This window comes from Pseudomonas sp. B26(2017), from assembly GCF_002113045.1.
Classification (GTDB): Bacteria; Pseudomonadota; Gammaproteobacteria; order Pseudomonadales; family Pseudomonadaceae; genus Aquipseudomonas.
Genome location: NZ_NEJJ01000012.1, coordinates 16,123 through 30,418, shown reverse-complemented (window position 1 = coordinate 30,418; position 14,296 = coordinate 16,123). Strand labels below are relative to the sequence as shown.

Here is a 14,296-nt window from a genome sequence, read left to right as displayed (position 1 = left end):
GCGAAGACGGTAGCTGTAGCACTGATATTTATAGGATTTATCCATGCTCCAACTGATCCTCGGCGGCGCCCGCTCCGGCAAAAGTCGCCTGGCCGAAAAACTCGCCACTGAGAGCGCGCTGGCCGTCACTTACATCGCCACCAGCCAGCCGCTGGATGGCGAGATGAATGAACGCGTCGCCCATCATCGCGCGCGGCGTCCAGCCGAGTGGGCGTTGATCGAAGAGCCGCTGGAGCTGGCTCGGGTGCTGCGCGAAACCGCCAGCCCCGACCGTTGCCTGCTGGTGGATTGCCTGACCCTGTGGCTGACCAATCTGCTGATGCTCGAAGACGTCGAACGCCTCGCCGCCGAACGCGAAGCGTTGCTTGAATGCCTGGCGTCGCTGCCGGGTGAAATCATTTTTGTCAGCAACGAGACCGGAATGGGTGTCGTGCCGCTGGGCGAATTGACTCGCCGCTACGTCGATGAAGCCGGTTGGCTGCATCAAGCTCTGGCCGAGCGTTGTCAGCGAGTCGTCCTGACGGTCGCCGGCCTGCCCCTGACTTTGAAAGGACCTGCGTTATGACCCAAGCCTGGTGGCTGAATCCGTGCAAACCGGTGGATGCGCAAGCCGTTGAAAACGCGGCGGCGCGTCAACAGCAATTGACCAAACCCGCCGGCTCCCTCGGGCAGCTCGAATCGGTGGCGGTGCAACTGGCCGGGTTGCAGGGCCGGATCAAGCCGAACCTCGATCAGGTCTGGATCGCGATTTTTGCCGGCGACCACGGCGTTGTCGCCGAAGGCGTTTCTGCGTTTCCGCAGGAAGTTACCGGGCAGATGCTGCTGAACTTCGTCAGCGGCGGCGCGGCGATCAGCGTGCTGGCGCGGCAACTCGGCGCGCAGCTGGAAGTGGTGGATCTGGGCACCGTGACCCCGTCGTTGAACCTGCCAGGTGTGCGTCACCTGAACATCGGTCCGGGCACGGCGAATTTCGCCAAGGGCGCAGCGATGACTCGGGCCCAGGGCGAACTCGCCTTGCAGGGCGGCCGCGACAGCGTGCTGCGCGCGAAGGCGGCGGGCGCGCAATTGTTCATCGGCGGTGAAATGGGCATTGGCAACACTACCGCCGCCAGTGCGCTGGCTTGTGCTTTGCTGGATTGCCCGGTGGCGCACCTGACCGGCCCCGGCACCGGGCTGAATGCCGAAGGCGTCAGCCATAAGGCGCAGGTGATCGAGCGGGCGCTGGCGCTGCATGCGGCACAGCGCGGTGATGCGTTGCAGACCCTGTTCAATCTCGGCGGCTTCGAGATTGCAGCGTTGGTTGGCGCGTATCTGGCGTGTGCTCAGGAAGGTGTGGCGGTGCTGGTGGACGGTTTCATCTGCACGGTCGCCGCGTTGGTGGCGGTACGCCTGAATCCGGCCTGCCGTGAATGGTTGCTGTTCGGTCATCGTGGTGCGGAGCCGGGCCATCGCCATGTGCTGGAAACCCTTGGCGCTGAACCGCTGCTCGAACTGGCTCTGCGTCTGGGGGAGGGCAGTGGTGCGGCGCTGGCGGTGCCGTTGTTGCGTCTGGCCTGCGATCTGCACGGCCAGATGGCAACCTTCGCCGAAGCGGCGGTGGCGGATCGCCCGGCATGACTTTGCGTCTGGATCTGCTGCGCCACGGTGAAACCGAACTCGGCGGCGGCCTGCGCGGCAGTCTTGACGATGCGCTGACCGAAAAAGGCTGGGCGCAAATGCGCGAAGCGGTGATCGGAAAAGGGCCGTGGGATCGGCTGGTCAGCTCGCCGTTGCAGCGTTGCGCGCGCTTCGCTGAGGAATTGAGCGCGCAGCGGGATCTGCCGGTATCTCTGGACAAAAATCTGCAGGAGCTGCATTTCGGTGCCTGGGAAGGGCAGAGTGCGGCGGCGTTGATGGAAACCGATGCCGAGGCGCTGGGTCTTTTCTGGGCGGATCCCTACGGGTTTACCCCGCCGCAGGGTGAGCCGGTCAGCGATTTCTCTGCGCGGGTGCTGGCGGCGGTGATGCGACTGCACGCGGCACACGGCGGCGAGCGGGTGTTGCTGGTCAGTCATGGCGGCGTCATCCGTCTGCTGCTGGCGCGGGCCCGTGGTTTGCCCCGTGAACAACTGCTCAATGTCGAAGTCGCTCATGGCGCACTGTTTTCGCTGATCGTCTCGGCTGATGGTTCGCTCAAGGAGGTGTGCTGACATGCTGCCTCTGTGGATCGCCCTGCAATTTCTCAGCAGCCTGCCGATTCGTCTGCCGGGCATGCCGACCCCTGAACAGCTCGGCCGCTCGCCGCTGTTTTATCCGCTGGTGGGGTTGTTGTTCGGTGTGATTCTCTGGGCGCTCAACTTTGTGCTGGCGGGCGCGCCGTTGCTGCTGCACGCGGCGCTGTTGCTGACGGTGTGGGTGCTGCTCAGCGGCGCGTTGCACCTTGATGGCCTGGCGGACAGCGCCGATGCGTGGCTCGGTGGTTTCGGTGATCGCGAGCGCACGCTGACGATCATGAAGGATCCGCGCAGCGGGCCGATCGCCGTAGTGACGCTGGTGCTGGTGTTGCTGCTCAAGTTCGCCGCGTTGCTGGCCTTGATCGAGCAGAAGCAGGGTATGACGTTGATCTTCGTCCCGCTGATCGGGCGTGCGGCGCTGCTCGGGCTGTTCCTCACCACTGCCTATGTGCGGGCCGGTGGATTGGGGCAGGCGCTGGCCGATCATCTGCCGCGCAAGACGGGTTGGCAGGTGCTGGCGCTGAGTGCAGCGGCATGTGTGGTGATCGCCGGGCTTAACGCGGTCGTGGCGTTGTTGCTGGCGGTCGTCGTGTTCATCTGGCTAAGGCATCTGATGGTGCGGCGACTGGGCGGAACCACAGGAGATACGGCGGGTGCGTTGCTGGAATTATTGGAGATGTCGGTGCTGGTCGGGCTGGCTTTGTTTTGATCTGTAACTTGATTTAACAGACTTGCGGGTATATACACGCATCATGCTTCCTTCTCAGTGTTTGTGCACCAACCTGCGACGCGCCGCCCGTGGCGTCAGCAGGCATTACGACGGCGCTCTCGACGGCTTCGGGATCAACGTTGCCCAGTATTCTTTGCTGTGCAATCTGCAGCGCCTGGATCAACCGAGCATTTCCGAACTGGCCGAAGCGATGGGGCTGGATCGCAGCACCCTCGGGCGCAATCTGCGGGTGCTGGAAGGCGAAGGGCTGGTGGCGCTGGCCGAGGGCGAAGACATGCGCAACCGCATCGTCCGGCTCACCGAAACCGGTGCGCAACGACTGGCAGCGGCTTTGCCGGCCTGGGAAGCGGCGCAGCAGCGGTTGATCGACCGACTGGGTGCCGAGAAGCGTGAAACCTTGCTGCGGCTGTTGGATGAACTGGCCTGAGGGCCGGTTTTTTCCGAATCTAAGCGGGTATATACCCGCGACTGGAGAATAACAATGAGTTCGATGTGGCGTACGTGCGGTTGGGTGTTGCTGGGGAGTGCGCTGATTCTGGCGTTGTCATTGGGCGTGCGGCACGGTTTCGGGCTGTTTCTGTCGCCGATGAGCGCGCAGTTCGGCTGGGGCCGTGAAGTGTTCGCGTTCGCCATCGCCTTGCAGAACCTGATCTGGGGTCTGGCGCAGCCGTTTACCGGCGCACTGGCCGACCGCTTCGGCGCGGCAAAAGTGGTATTGATCGGTGGTGTGCTGTACGCCTTGGGCCTGGTGTTCATGGGCCTGTCGGAAACCGCGCTGGGCCTGTCTCTGAGTGCCGGTCTGCTGATCGGCATCGGGCTCTCCGGCACCTCGTTCTCGGTGATCCTCGGCGTGGTCGGCCGTGCTGTGCCGCCGGAAAAACGCAGCATGGGCATGGGCATCGCCAGTGCTGCCGGTTCTTTCGGCCAGTTCGCCATGCTGCCCGGCACCCTCGGGCTGATCGGCTGGCTCGGCTGGTCGGCGGCATTGCTGGTGCTGGGCCTGCTGGTGGCGCTGATCGTGCCGCTGGTGAGCATGCTCAAGGACAAACCGCTGCCGGTGCTGGGCCATGAACAAACCCTGTCCGAAGCCCTGCGTGAGGCTTGCTCGCATTCCGGTTTCTGGCTGCTGGCGTTCGGCTTTTTCGTCTGCGGGTTTCAGGTGGTGTTCATCGGCGTCCACCTGCCGGCGTATCTGGTCGATCAGCATCTGCCTGCAAGTGTCGGCACCACGGTGCTGGCGTTGATCGGTCTGTTCAATATCTTCGGCACTTACACCGCCGGTTGGCTCGGCGGGCGCATGTCCAAGCCGCGTCTGCTGACCGGACTTTATCTGTTGCGCGCCGTGGTGATCGTGCTGTTCCTGTGGCTGCCGGTGACGACGACCTCGGCCTATCTGTTCGGCATGGCCATGGGCTTCCTGTGGCTGTCGACGGTGCCGTTGACCAACGGTACGGTGGCGACCTTGTTTGGTGTGCGGAATCTGTCCATGCTCGGCGGTATCGTGTTCCTGTTCCATCAATTGGGTTCGTTCCTTGGCGGCTGGCTGGGCGGGGTGGTGTACGACCGGACCGGGAGTTATGACTTGATCTGGCAAGTGGCGATTCTCTTGAGCCTGCTGGCGGCGGCGCTGAACTGGCCGGTGCGCGAGCGCCCGGTCGAGCGCCTGCAAACGCGTGCGAGCGCTGCATGAACCGTTATTGGCCGCAGATCGTCATCACCGCACTCGGTGCCGCGTTGCTGGCGCTGGTGTGGTGGGGCTGGCATCGGGGCGGGCTGGCGCTGATGCAGTTGGGCATGGGTGCTTGCTAGACCGGCGGGAGGGCGAGTAACGTCGAGGTCTGACGATTGCTCAAGGATGCCCGACATGCTCAAGCGCTGGTGTGCTGTTCCCGCTTTGCTGATGGCGTTGACCGGACTGGCCCAGGCCGCGGATTGTCCGGATCTGTTGCAAGGTTCGTTGCCCAAGTTGCGGGCCAAGGAATCCATCGACCTGTGTCAGCGTTACGCCGACAAACCGCTGGTGGTAATCAACACGGCCAGCTTCTGTGGTTTCGCGCCGCAGTTCGAGGGGCTCGAAGCGCTCAATCAGCGCTACAAGGCCCAGGGCCTGGAAATGCTCGGCGTGCCTTCCAATGACTTCAAGCAGGAATCCAAGGATAGCGCCGAGACCGCCAAGGTCTGTTACGCCAACTACGGCGTGACGTTCACCATGACCGAGCCACAGAAGGTGCGGGGCGACGATGCCACCCACCTGTTCCAGGTGCTGGCCAGACAGAGCAGCGCGCCGAAGTGGAATTTCTACAAATACGTCATCGACCGTCAGGGCAAGGTCATTGCCAACTTCTCCAGCCTGACCAAGCCGGATGATCCGGAATTTCTGGCAGCCATTGAAAAAGCCATTGCCTCCAAGCCGCTGAAACCCTGATCTACGCCCACTAAAAAGCCCCGCCTCTGTGAAGAGAGCGGGGCTTTTTAGTGGACGAGGCCTCAAACGCTAAAGAGATCAGCTTCGCCGTACAGCATCAGAAGCGGTAGGTTGCGCCGACACCGAAGCCGTTTGCCGAGTTTTCGTACTGCGAGTTGTAGCTCTGGCCACGATCGTTTTCGTTGCGGATGTTGACCTTCTCTTCCTTCAGGTACGAGTAGGCAACGTCGATGGTCAGGTCTTCGGTCGGGCTCCAGCCGGCACCGATGCTGAAGATGGTCCGGTCGCCGGTCGGGATGCGTGGCGAACGGTCGACGTTGTTGGTCGGCGCCTGGTCGAACGTCAGACCGGTACGCAGTACCCATTCCTTGTTCAGCTGGTAGGACGTACCGATGGCGTAAGCCCAGGTGTCATGCCAGTTCTGCTCTTCGGTGATCTCGCCGAACTGGCCAGCCAGCAGAGGCTGTACGCCGGAGTTCTTGACGGTGATCTTTTCCAGCTGGCTCCAGCGGGTCCAGGTGGTACCGGCGTAGACGTTCCAGCGGTCGTTGATCGCCTGCGTGACCGAGAAGTCCACGGATTCAGGCGTGGTGATCTTCAGCGAAGCGTCGTATTTCTGGTTCGCACCCAGGCCGACCGCGCCCAGCACACCGTAGTTGACCTTGGTGTTGCCTTCGAGCTTGTAGTCGACTTTCGAGTGGTAGGTCAGACCCAGGCGAGTGGTGTCGGTAGCCTGTACCAGAACGCCGATGTTGTAGCCCAGTGCGGTGTCGTCACCCTTGATCTTGACCTTGCCGTCCGGCGCAGCCTGAGTGATCGACAGGTTGGATTCCAGCGAGCCGTCGATGCGGTTGATGGTCGGACCGAAACCGATCGACACCACGTCGTTGAATTTGTAGCTGACAGTCGGCTGGAAGGTAATGACCTTGACTTCGGACTTGCTGCCGAAGTAGCGGCCGGCAAAGCCGTTTTCATAGTCGGTGATCAGGCCGAAGGGTACGTACACACCCAGGCCGAATGTCCAATGCTCGTCGATCGGCTTGACGTAGTAGCCCATAGGTACGGAGGTGAAGGGCACCATGTCGCCTTTGTTGCTGCCGCCGTTCGGGCTGGAGCTGGCGTCATTGATATCGGTTTTTGCGTCGAGGAATGCAACACCGCCAGTGACTTGTTCGCGCGTGATGCGCGACATGCCGGCAGGGTTGCCATAAACAGTGCTTGCGTCGTCGGCAGAAGAAGATCGCCCGGCGTACCCAGTCCCCATCCCGCTGATGCTGTGTTCGTTGATGGCAAAGCCAGCTGCGAAGATCTGGGTGGATGCCACGGTTACGGCAAGGCTAAGGGTGGTTTTGAGCATGACTTTTTTCATTATTAGAACTCCTGGTGATCACCGGGGCGAAAATTACCAACATTTTCGTCCTAGCGCTATAGGCCGTATGCCTTGAGTTAGAGCGGTTTTGTAGGACAATCCGACCAGATTCGCTACTCGTTGAACGATGTTGCGAAACCGGCGGATCAGCAAGCGACCTGATTCAGCGGTGAAACACAGGTTTGCCAGGCGCAGGTGAAATCGCGCAGACGACCTTGAGGCTGGAAGGTCTGACGCCAGATGCGCGCCATGCCCAGCAGGTCATCCGACTCGGGGAGGACGGGGTTTTGTTCTTCGACCAGCAGCCAGGCAATGGCCGTGGCGTAACGCAGGTTGACGGTCAGTTCGAGGTGCGGGCCGCTGAGGAAGGCATGCTGGCTTGCGAGGCCACGAACCAGGCTGGCGCGTTCGGGATCCAGTGCCAGGTAATGATCCCAGAGCGCCTGGTGACGGTGTTCGGCGATCCGGTACAGGCCGTGGCCACGGCGGTCGTGCAGGGCGGAACCGAGGGCGGACTGGCTGGCGGCGATGCCCAGCAACAGGGATTCGGCGGTGGCGCAGTGACGTCCCAGATAAATCAGCGTGGGACGGATCACATGGCGGCACAGTTCGCTGGCAGCGATACCCATAAAACCCTCGGATCTTGTTATTGGGCGGCGAGACCTGAAGGGGAGCTTGGCAGCTGTGGATCGAATCAGGCCCGCCGGAAGCGGATCACGCCGCTTGAGTTGAAGTGTAGTGTCATATTCGCGACGTAAAGGCCTGTTTTTAAAATATTTCCGGCGGGGCGTTATAACCGTTATATCAGTTGGTGCTTAAGCGGAAAGTCGCAAAAGCGAAACATCGGGCAATAAAAAGCCCCGCGTTTTAAGCGGGGCTTTTGCTTTTGCAGCCATTTCGGCCTCTCAGGCGATCAATGCCTGACGGGTGCGATCAATTACGGCCTGCAGCGGTTCGGCGCTGGAGTATTGATCGGGATACAGACGCTCGCTGTGGCGGGCGATCCCGTGTTCATTGACCACGGTGAAGCTGAAGCAGCCTTTGCGAGCGGCCATGATCAGGCAGTTCATTGGAGCAAAAGCGTTGGTTAGGGTGCGAATGGCATCCTGAGTCTGGATTTGAGTCGACATAGTTATTAGGTGTTCCTACAAATGACACGGATAAGAACCGTGCAACGTTAAAACGTTCCAGTAACGTCAACCACCATTGGTCGAACGAAGAACCCGACTGGAACAAGGCAGCCAGTTCGAGCGCTATAAAAGTGGGCGCGCTTGGGCTGGCAGGTAGGTACTTAGGAGGACAGGCAACACATCGAGGGCAGAGGTTCTGGGCCCGGGGTGAAGATCCTGATCAATTTGCAGGTTGGTTCGGTCAGAGTAAGGGGTCTTCGCAACACCCTTTGCATTCGATTCAAAGGCTGTGTTGTCGCAAGATTTACCTGGAAACCATCGAGGGGTCGATCCCGCTTTTGTCGGTGGAGGCTTCTGTGAAAGAAGGCTGACCGTGGGGTGTGTTCGACCGGAATTGACTTTCAGCTTGGTACTAACGCCGCGGATACTAACGGAACGATCCCCGAAAGGCAAACCCGCTGATCAAAAATAAATCAGGAGACATTGCCAGGCCCGTAACCTGCCCCGATCTGGCTCACACAATGACCGTCGGTCGCCACGACGTGACCGGCGCTGAAGCTCGGCGCAGGGGCTTGTCCCCAGCCTGAATGCCAAAACGACCCGAAAAGGCGCATCGATATAACCGCGTAACAGGTACTTGTGCACATTAGTTGCGCAGACGGTAACGGCGCTGTCATAACGATCCTGACCCCGATGGCTGCCTGCATCGAAAGTTTAAGTCAATGAAAAACATCGCTTTTTTTAACTGGTGAAAAAATCGTCAGTTTGACTGCGAGCCCCGTTCCACAAGGCTTTGCGGCGACTGGAAGGCGGTTGTCCACTGAGTTATCCACAGCTTCTGTGGATTGTCCCGAGCGCTTGCTCTAGCACGGGCGTGCCGGGTTTTTTTCGACTTTACCTGTGCGAAAAAAAGAGTAGAGTGGCGCGCCTTCCGATCTGTCCCACAGTGCTTTATGAAGTTTCGTTCAGCTCCAGAATCTGTTACCTCTCAACCCCCTCGTGTTACCGCTCCCAAGCGATTTTCCGTGCGCGTGGCCGAATGGCTGCTGGACAGCCCGCGTCTGGGCGAGAGCCAGAATGCCAAGCACCTCGCCGGCCGCCTGCTCAAGCAACCGGCCCGGGAAGGGGTGGTCGCGGCGCAAAGTCGTCTCGGCCAGTTGATGTGCCGCGAGTGCGGCAATGCCCGGGATCGCCGCATCGGCCAGGACCTGCTGCGTCAGGCCGCCCGCGCGGGTGACCGACGTGCGCAACAGGAACTCGGCCTGATCGAAGACTGAGCTGTCCAAGACCTGGCGCCTTGGTTAACCTTCAGGCTTTATCGGATCGGCGAGAATCACTATGGCGATGGACTTGACCGGCATCCTGCTGGGACTGGCAGGCGCGGCGGTGCCGCTGCTGGCACTGGCGTGGCAACTGCAACGTCGGGCCAGTCAGAGCCGGTCTGAAGTCGCGTTGCTTGAGGAGCGGCTGGCCATGGCGCAGATGGCCCAGGACGGTCTCACTGCACAATTAGAAGCCTGCCGCGATGAAGTCGCCGACCTCGGCCAGGCCAACGCCTCCAGACAAGCGGATCTCGCGGCCGTGCGCCGGGAAGTCGAGCTGTTGCAGATCGAGCGCGATGACGCCCGTGACGCCGCCCATGCCTGGAACATTGAGCGCGCCAACAAGGAAGCCGAATTGCGGCGCCTGGACGCCCAGGCGGCTTCGCTGAATGCCGAATTGCGCGAGCAACAGGAAAGCCATCAACAACGCCTGGATGACCTGCAAGGTTCCCGCGACGAGCTGCGCGCTCAGTTCGCCGAACTGGCCGGCAAGATCTTCGATGAGCGCGAACAACGCTTCGCCGAAACCAGCCAGCAACGCCTCGGCCAATTGCTCGACCCGTTGAAGGAGCGCATCCAGTCGTTCGAAAAACGTGTCGAGGAAAGCTACCAGGCCGAAGCCCGCGAGCGTTTTTCGCTGGCCAAGGAACTGGAACGCTTGCAACAACTGAACCTGCGCCTGAGCGATGAAGCGACCAACCTGACCCGCGCCCTGAAGGGCCAGAAGACCCAGGGCAACTGGGGCGAGCTGATTCTTGAGCGCGTGCTTGAGCATGCCGGGCTGGAGAAGGGGCGCGAGTACCAGACTCAGGTCAATCTCAAGGGGCCGGACGGCGAGCGTTTCCAGCCGGACGTGATCATTTACCTGCCGGGCGACAAGCAGGTGGTGGTCGACTCAAAGGTCAGCCTCACCGCGTATCAGCAGTACGTGGCGGCGGACGACGACGCCATTGGCCAGATCGCCATGAAGCAGCATGTGCTGTCCTTGCGCAGCCACGTCAAAGGCCTGGCCGGCAAGGATTACAAGCGTCTGGAAGGCTTGCACAGCCTCGATTTCGTCTTGCTGTTCGTGCCCATAGAAGCGGCGTTTTCCGCAGCATTGCAAGCCGAACCGGCGCTGTTCCAGGAAGCTTTCGATCGCAACATCGTGATTGTCAGCCCGACCACATTGCTGGCGACGCTGCGGGTCATCGACAGTCTGTGGAAGCAAGAGCGCCAGAGCCAGAACGCCCGGGAAATCGCCGAGCGCGCCGGTTGGCTGTATGACAAGTTCGTGTTGTTCATTCAGGATCTGGACGAAGTCGGCAATCGCTTGCAGCAACTGGACAAAGCCTACAGCGCGGCGCGCAACAAGCTGACGGAAGGACGGGGCAACCTGGTCAGCCGCAGCGAACAGCTCAAGTTGCTCGGTGCGCGGGCCAGCAAGAGCCTGCCGGCCGATCTGCTGGAACGCGCAATGACCGATGCCGACGGGTTGGTCGAACTGCCTGAATAAGTTGCTCTTCTAGAGCGGCAAATAGCGACTCAACAATGCCCGCAACGCCGCCGGTTTCACCGGTTTGGCCAGATAATCCAGCCCCGCTGCATGAACCTGCGCCACGGTTTCCGGATGCCCGTCGGCGCTGATCACCACTCCCGGCACCGGCTCGCCCAGTCTTGTGCGCAACCAGGCCATCAGATCAGTGCCGGTTTCGCCGTGATCCAGGTGATAGTCCACCAGCGCCAATTGTGGCCGCACGCCGTCGTCCAGCAGCGCCGCGCATTCTTCGCGGTTGCGCGCGGTCCAGACCTGACAGCCCCAGCGTGTGAGCAGGCTGTTCATGCCGATCAGAATGCTGTCTTCGTTGTCGATGCACAGCACCTGCGCGCCGCTGTGCAGTTTGCCATTGATTTCCACCGCCGCTGGCGGCTGCACGGTCTGCGCTTTGGTCAACGGCACGCGGACACTGAACACGCTGCCACGCCCCGGCCATGAACGTACGCGCAATGTATGACCGAGCACTCGGCACAGGCCGTCGGCGATCGCCAGGCCCAGACCCAGACCTTTTTCGGCGCGGGTCTGGTGGCTGTCGAGGCGTTTGAATTCCTCGAAGATCACTTGCTGTTTGTCCTCCGGAATCCCCGGCCCGCGATCCCACACTTCAAGACAGATTTCGCCTTGTCGCCGACGCACGCCCAGCAGCACCGGGCCTTTTGCGTAGCGGAACGCATTGGTGAGGAAGTTCTGCAGAATGCGCCGCAGCAACTTGATGTCACTGTCGATGCGCAACTGACTGCCTCGTACCCGGAAACTCAGGCCCTGTTCCTGGGCCAGTGCCTTGAACTCCGCGCCGAGGGTATCGAACAGCTCATTGATCGCGAACGGCTTGCGATCCGGGTTGATCTTGCCGTTTTCCAGGCGCGAGATGTCCAGCAGGTCGCTGATCAGGTCTTCGGCCGAACGCAGCGAACTGTCCAGATGCTGCACCAGTTTCTGCGCCTCGCCGCTCAAGCCGTCGTTCTGATGGGAGAGGGCGGCGGAGAACAGCCGCGCGGCGTTCAACGGCTGCATCAGGTCGTGACTGACGGCGGCGAGGAAGCGGGTCTTGGACTGGTTGGCCGCCTCGGCATTGCCTTTGGCCTCCGTCAGCGCGACGTTGAGTTGCGACAGTTCTTGCGTCCGTTCGCTGACCCGTTGCTCCAGGCCTTCGTTGGCCTCGGTCAGCGCCTGCTCGGCTTCGCGGAACGCGGTGATGTCGGTGAAGCTCATGACGAAACCGCCGCCGGGCATCGGGTTGCCGATCAGCTCGATCACCCGGCCGTTGGGGAACAGTCGCTCGGAGGTGTGGGCACGGCCCTGACGCATCCAGTGCAGGCGCCGGGCAACGTGAACTTCCGCTTCACCGGGGCCGCACAAACCGCGTTCGGCGTTGTGGCGAATGATGTCGGCAATCGGGCGGCCAACGCTGATCAAGCCGTCCGGATAGTTGAACAGCTCCAGATAGCGACGGTTCCAGGCCACCAGTTTCAGCGACTGGTCGACCACGCTGATGCCCTGGGTAATGTTCTCGATGGCGCCTTGCAACAGTGCGCGGTTGAACTGCAGCACTTCCGACGCTTCGTCGGCGATCCGGACCACGTCCTCCAGCTGCATTTCCCGACCTTCGATGGCGGCTTTTACTACAGCACGCGTCGAAGAGGCACCGAGGACACCTGCCAGCAAGCGCTCGGTGTGGGCGATCCATTCGCCGTCGGCATTCTGATTCGGGTTGAAGCCTTTGCCCTGGCGGTAGGCGAAGCGGATGAAACTCTGCCGCGCGCGTTCTTCACCGACAAAACGCGCGGCCAGTTGCAGCAAGTCGTCGATCTGCACCGCCAGCATCGAGCGTGCACTCGGCCGGGCGCTGATTTCCTGGCCGATAAAACGTCCGGCCTGCCAGTGCTCCGAGACCCGTGTACGGGACAGCACCGAGACCCAGGCGAACAACGTGAAGTTGCCCGCCAGCGACAGCACCACGCCTTGGGTCAGCGGGGTGATCGGCAGGTTCAGTGGGTTGCTGTGCAGCCAGGCGAGGCCGGGAAAACTGTCCAGCGACCAGCCGAGGCTGCGGGCAGCGATCGGCAGGATCAGGGTGTAGAACCACAGGAACGTGCCGGCGGCCAGGCCGGCGAACACGCCGCGACGGTTGGCCTGTTTCCAGTACAGCGCGCCGAGCATCGCCGGGGCCAGTTGGGTCACAGCGGCGAAGGCAATCTGGCCGATGGTCGCCAGGCTCGCGGTCGAGCCGAGCAAACGGTAGCTGACGTAGGCCAGCAACAAAATCACCACAATGCTGACCCGGCGCACCGAGAGCATCCACTGGCGGAACACTTCGAACGGGCGCTCGGCATTGTTGCGGCGCAGCAGCCACGGCAACAGCATGTCGTTGGAGACCATGGTCGACAGCGCCACACTCGCCACGATCACCATGCCGGTAGCCGCCGATGCACCGCCGATAAACGCCAGCATCGCCAGCGCCGGGTGGGCCTGGGCCAACGGTAGGCTGATCACGAAAGAGTCGGGGATGACCGAGCTGGGCAGCATCATCTGACCGGCCAGGGCGATCGGGACTACAAACAGCGCTGCCAGGGCGAGGTAGGTCGGGAACACCCATTTGGCCAGGCGCAGATCCTGCGGGTCGATGTTCTCGACCACTGTCACGTGGAACTGCCGGGGCAGGCAGATGATTGCCATCATCGCCACGCCGGTCTGTACCACCATCGATGGCCAGTTGATGGTTTCCTTCCAGTATTCCTCGAGGCGCGGTGCGAGCATTGCCTGATTGAACAAATCGTCGAAGCCGTCATACAGCCCATAGGTGACGAAGGCGCCGACGGCGAGGAAGGCAAACAGCTTGACCAGCGACTCAAAGGCAATCGCCAGCACCATGCCGCGGTGGTGCTCGGTGGCATCGAGGTTGCGCGTACCGAAAACAATGGTGAACAGGGCCAGCACCAGCGACACGATCAGGGCCGTGTCCTGGGCGCGGGTGCCCATGGCGTCGGCACCGGCACCGATCAGCAGGTTCACGCCGAGGACGATGCCTTTGAGTTGCAAGGCGATATAGGGCAGAACGCCGACCAGACAGATCAACGCGACCACCACCGCCAGCGATTGGGATTTACCGTAGCGGGCGGCGATGAAGTCGGCGATGGAGGTAATGTTCTCCTGTTTGCTGATCATCACCATTTTCTGCAGCACCCACGGCGCGCCCAGCAATAGCAGGATCGGCCCGAGGTAGATCGGCAGGAACGACCACAGTTGTTCGGCGGCCTGACCGACCGCGCCGAAAAACGTCCAGCTGGTGCAGTAGACGGCCAGCGACAGGCTGTACACCCAGGCACGCACCCGTGGCGGCAGCGGTGTGCTGCGACGGTCGCCGTAGAAGGCGATGGCGAACATGATGGCCATATAGGCCAGGGCGACGGCGGCGATCAGCCCGGTGGACAACGACATGGAACACTCCCGACAGAAAACGACCGGACTTGCGCCCGGTCAGACAGTCTCGCACGGGCGCGACAGTTAGTCAGTGTCGACCAAGGTCGTGGCGCGGCGGGGTGTCGCAGTCACGGAACCGGGCGGTTCTGT

General features: G+C 61.6%; 14 protein-coding genes. 10 read left to right on the top strand and 4 right to left on the bottom strand.

Annotated features, from left to right (window positions below; all coding sequences use genetic code 11):
- Positions 1-43: 43 nt before the first annotated feature.
- From cobU to CAF79_RS18440, 8 genes are read left to right on the top strand one after another with little or no spacing between them, the layout of a single operon-like run.
- Complete coding sequence (gene cobU / locus CAF79_RS18470) at positions 44-565, top strand: bifunctional adenosylcobinamide kinase/adenosylcobinamide-phosphate guanylyltransferase (RefSeq protein ID WP_085699320.1); 522 nt, start codon at positions 44-46, stop codon at positions 563-565.
- The gene (gene cobT / locus CAF79_RS18465) at positions 562-1,617 is read left to right on the top strand and encodes a nicotinate-nucleotide--dimethylbenzimidazole phosphoribosyltransferase (RefSeq protein ID WP_085699318.1); all 1,056 of its coding nucleotides are present in this window, start codon (positions 562-564) and stop codon (positions 1,615-1,617) included. Before cobU ends, cobT begins: the two co-directional genes overlap by 4 nt.
- The gene (cobC, locus tag CAF79_RS18460; RefSeq protein WP_085699316.1) at positions 1,614-2,189 is read left to right on the top strand and encodes an alpha-ribazole phosphatase family protein; all 576 of its coding nucleotides are present in this window, start codon (positions 1,614-1,616) and stop codon (positions 2,187-2,189) included. Before cobT ends, cobC begins: the two co-directional genes overlap by 4 nt.
- Position 2,190: 1 nt before the next feature.
- The gene (locus CAF79_RS18455) at positions 2,191-2,922 is read left to right on the top strand and encodes an adenosylcobinamide-GDP ribazoletransferase (RefSeq protein ID WP_085699314.1); all 732 of its coding nucleotides are present in this window, start codon (positions 2,191-2,193) and stop codon (positions 2,920-2,922) included.
- 43 nt (positions 2,923-2,965) lie between these two features.
- Positions 2,966-3,370 (top strand): MarR family winged helix-turn-helix transcriptional regulator, encoded by a 405-nt coding sequence (locus tag CAF79_RS18450; protein WP_007950413.1) that lies wholly within the window; start codon positions 2,966-2,968, stop codon positions 3,368-3,370.
- 54 nt (positions 3,371-3,424) lie between these two features.
- Positions 3,425-4,633 (top strand): MFS transporter, encoded by a 1,209-nt coding sequence (locus tag CAF79_RS18445; RefSeq protein ID WP_085699312.1) that lies wholly within the window; start codon positions 3,425-3,427, stop codon positions 4,631-4,633.
- A complete protein-coding gene (locus CAF79_RS29500; protein WP_256574712.1) occupies positions 4,630-4,752 on the top strand; it encodes a hypothetical protein in 123 nt (40 codons plus the stop codon). Before CAF79_RS18445 ends, CAF79_RS29500 begins: the two co-directional genes overlap by 4 nt.
- A 55-nt stretch (positions 4,753-4,807) precedes the next feature.
- Positions 4,808-5,368: a glutathione peroxidase gene (locus CAF79_RS18440; protein WP_085699310.1), complete on the top strand. Its 561-nt coding sequence runs from the start codon at positions 4,808-4,810 to the stop codon at positions 5,366-5,368.
- Between the two features lie 97 nt (positions 5,369-5,465).
- Here the strand turns inward: CAF79_RS18440 and CAF79_RS18435 are convergent, their stop codons facing one another.
- The 3 genes from CAF79_RS18435 to CAF79_RS18425 all read right to left on the bottom strand — a co-directional run bounded on the left by CAF79_RS18435 (position 5,466) and on the right by CAF79_RS18425 (position 7,867).
- Positions 5,466-6,737, bottom strand: coding sequence for an OmpP1/FadL family transporter (locus CAF79_RS18435; RefSeq protein WP_085699308.1), 1,272 nt, complete (start codon positions 6,735-6,737; stop codon positions 5,466-5,468).
- Positions 6,738-6,883: 146 nt separating this feature from the next.
- Positions 6,884-7,366, bottom strand: coding sequence for a hypothetical protein (locus CAF79_RS18430; RefSeq protein ID WP_085699307.1), 483 nt, complete (start codon positions 7,364-7,366; stop codon positions 6,884-6,886).
- Positions 7,367-7,642: 276 nt separating this feature from the next.
- A complete protein-coding gene (locus CAF79_RS18425) occupies positions 7,643-7,867 on the bottom strand; it encodes a hypothetical protein (protein WP_007950419.1) in 225 nt (74 codons plus the stop codon).
- 953 nt (positions 7,868-8,820) lie between these two features.
- Between CAF79_RS18425 and CAF79_RS18415 the strand changes: the two genes are divergently transcribed.
- The gene (locus tag CAF79_RS18415) at positions 8,821-9,144 is read left to right on the top strand and encodes a hypothetical protein (RefSeq protein WP_085699306.1); all 324 of its coding nucleotides are present in this window, start codon (positions 8,821-8,823) and stop codon (positions 9,142-9,144) included.
- Positions 9,145-9,319: 175 nt separating this feature from the next.
- Positions 9,320-10,684 (top strand): DNA recombination protein RmuC, encoded by a 1,365-nt coding sequence (gene rmuC, locus CAF79_RS18410; RefSeq protein WP_170929749.1) that lies wholly within the window; start codon positions 9,320-9,322, stop codon positions 10,682-10,684.
- 9 nt (positions 10,685-10,693) lie between these two features.
- Here the strand turns inward: rmuC and CAF79_RS18405 are convergent, their stop codons facing one another.
- The gene (locus CAF79_RS18405) at positions 10,694-14,164 is read right to left on the bottom strand and encodes a hybrid sensor histidine kinase/response regulator (RefSeq protein WP_085699303.1); all 3,471 of its coding nucleotides are present in this window, start codon (positions 14,162-14,164) and stop codon (positions 10,694-10,696) included.
- Positions 14,165-14,296: the final 132 nt, after the last annotated feature.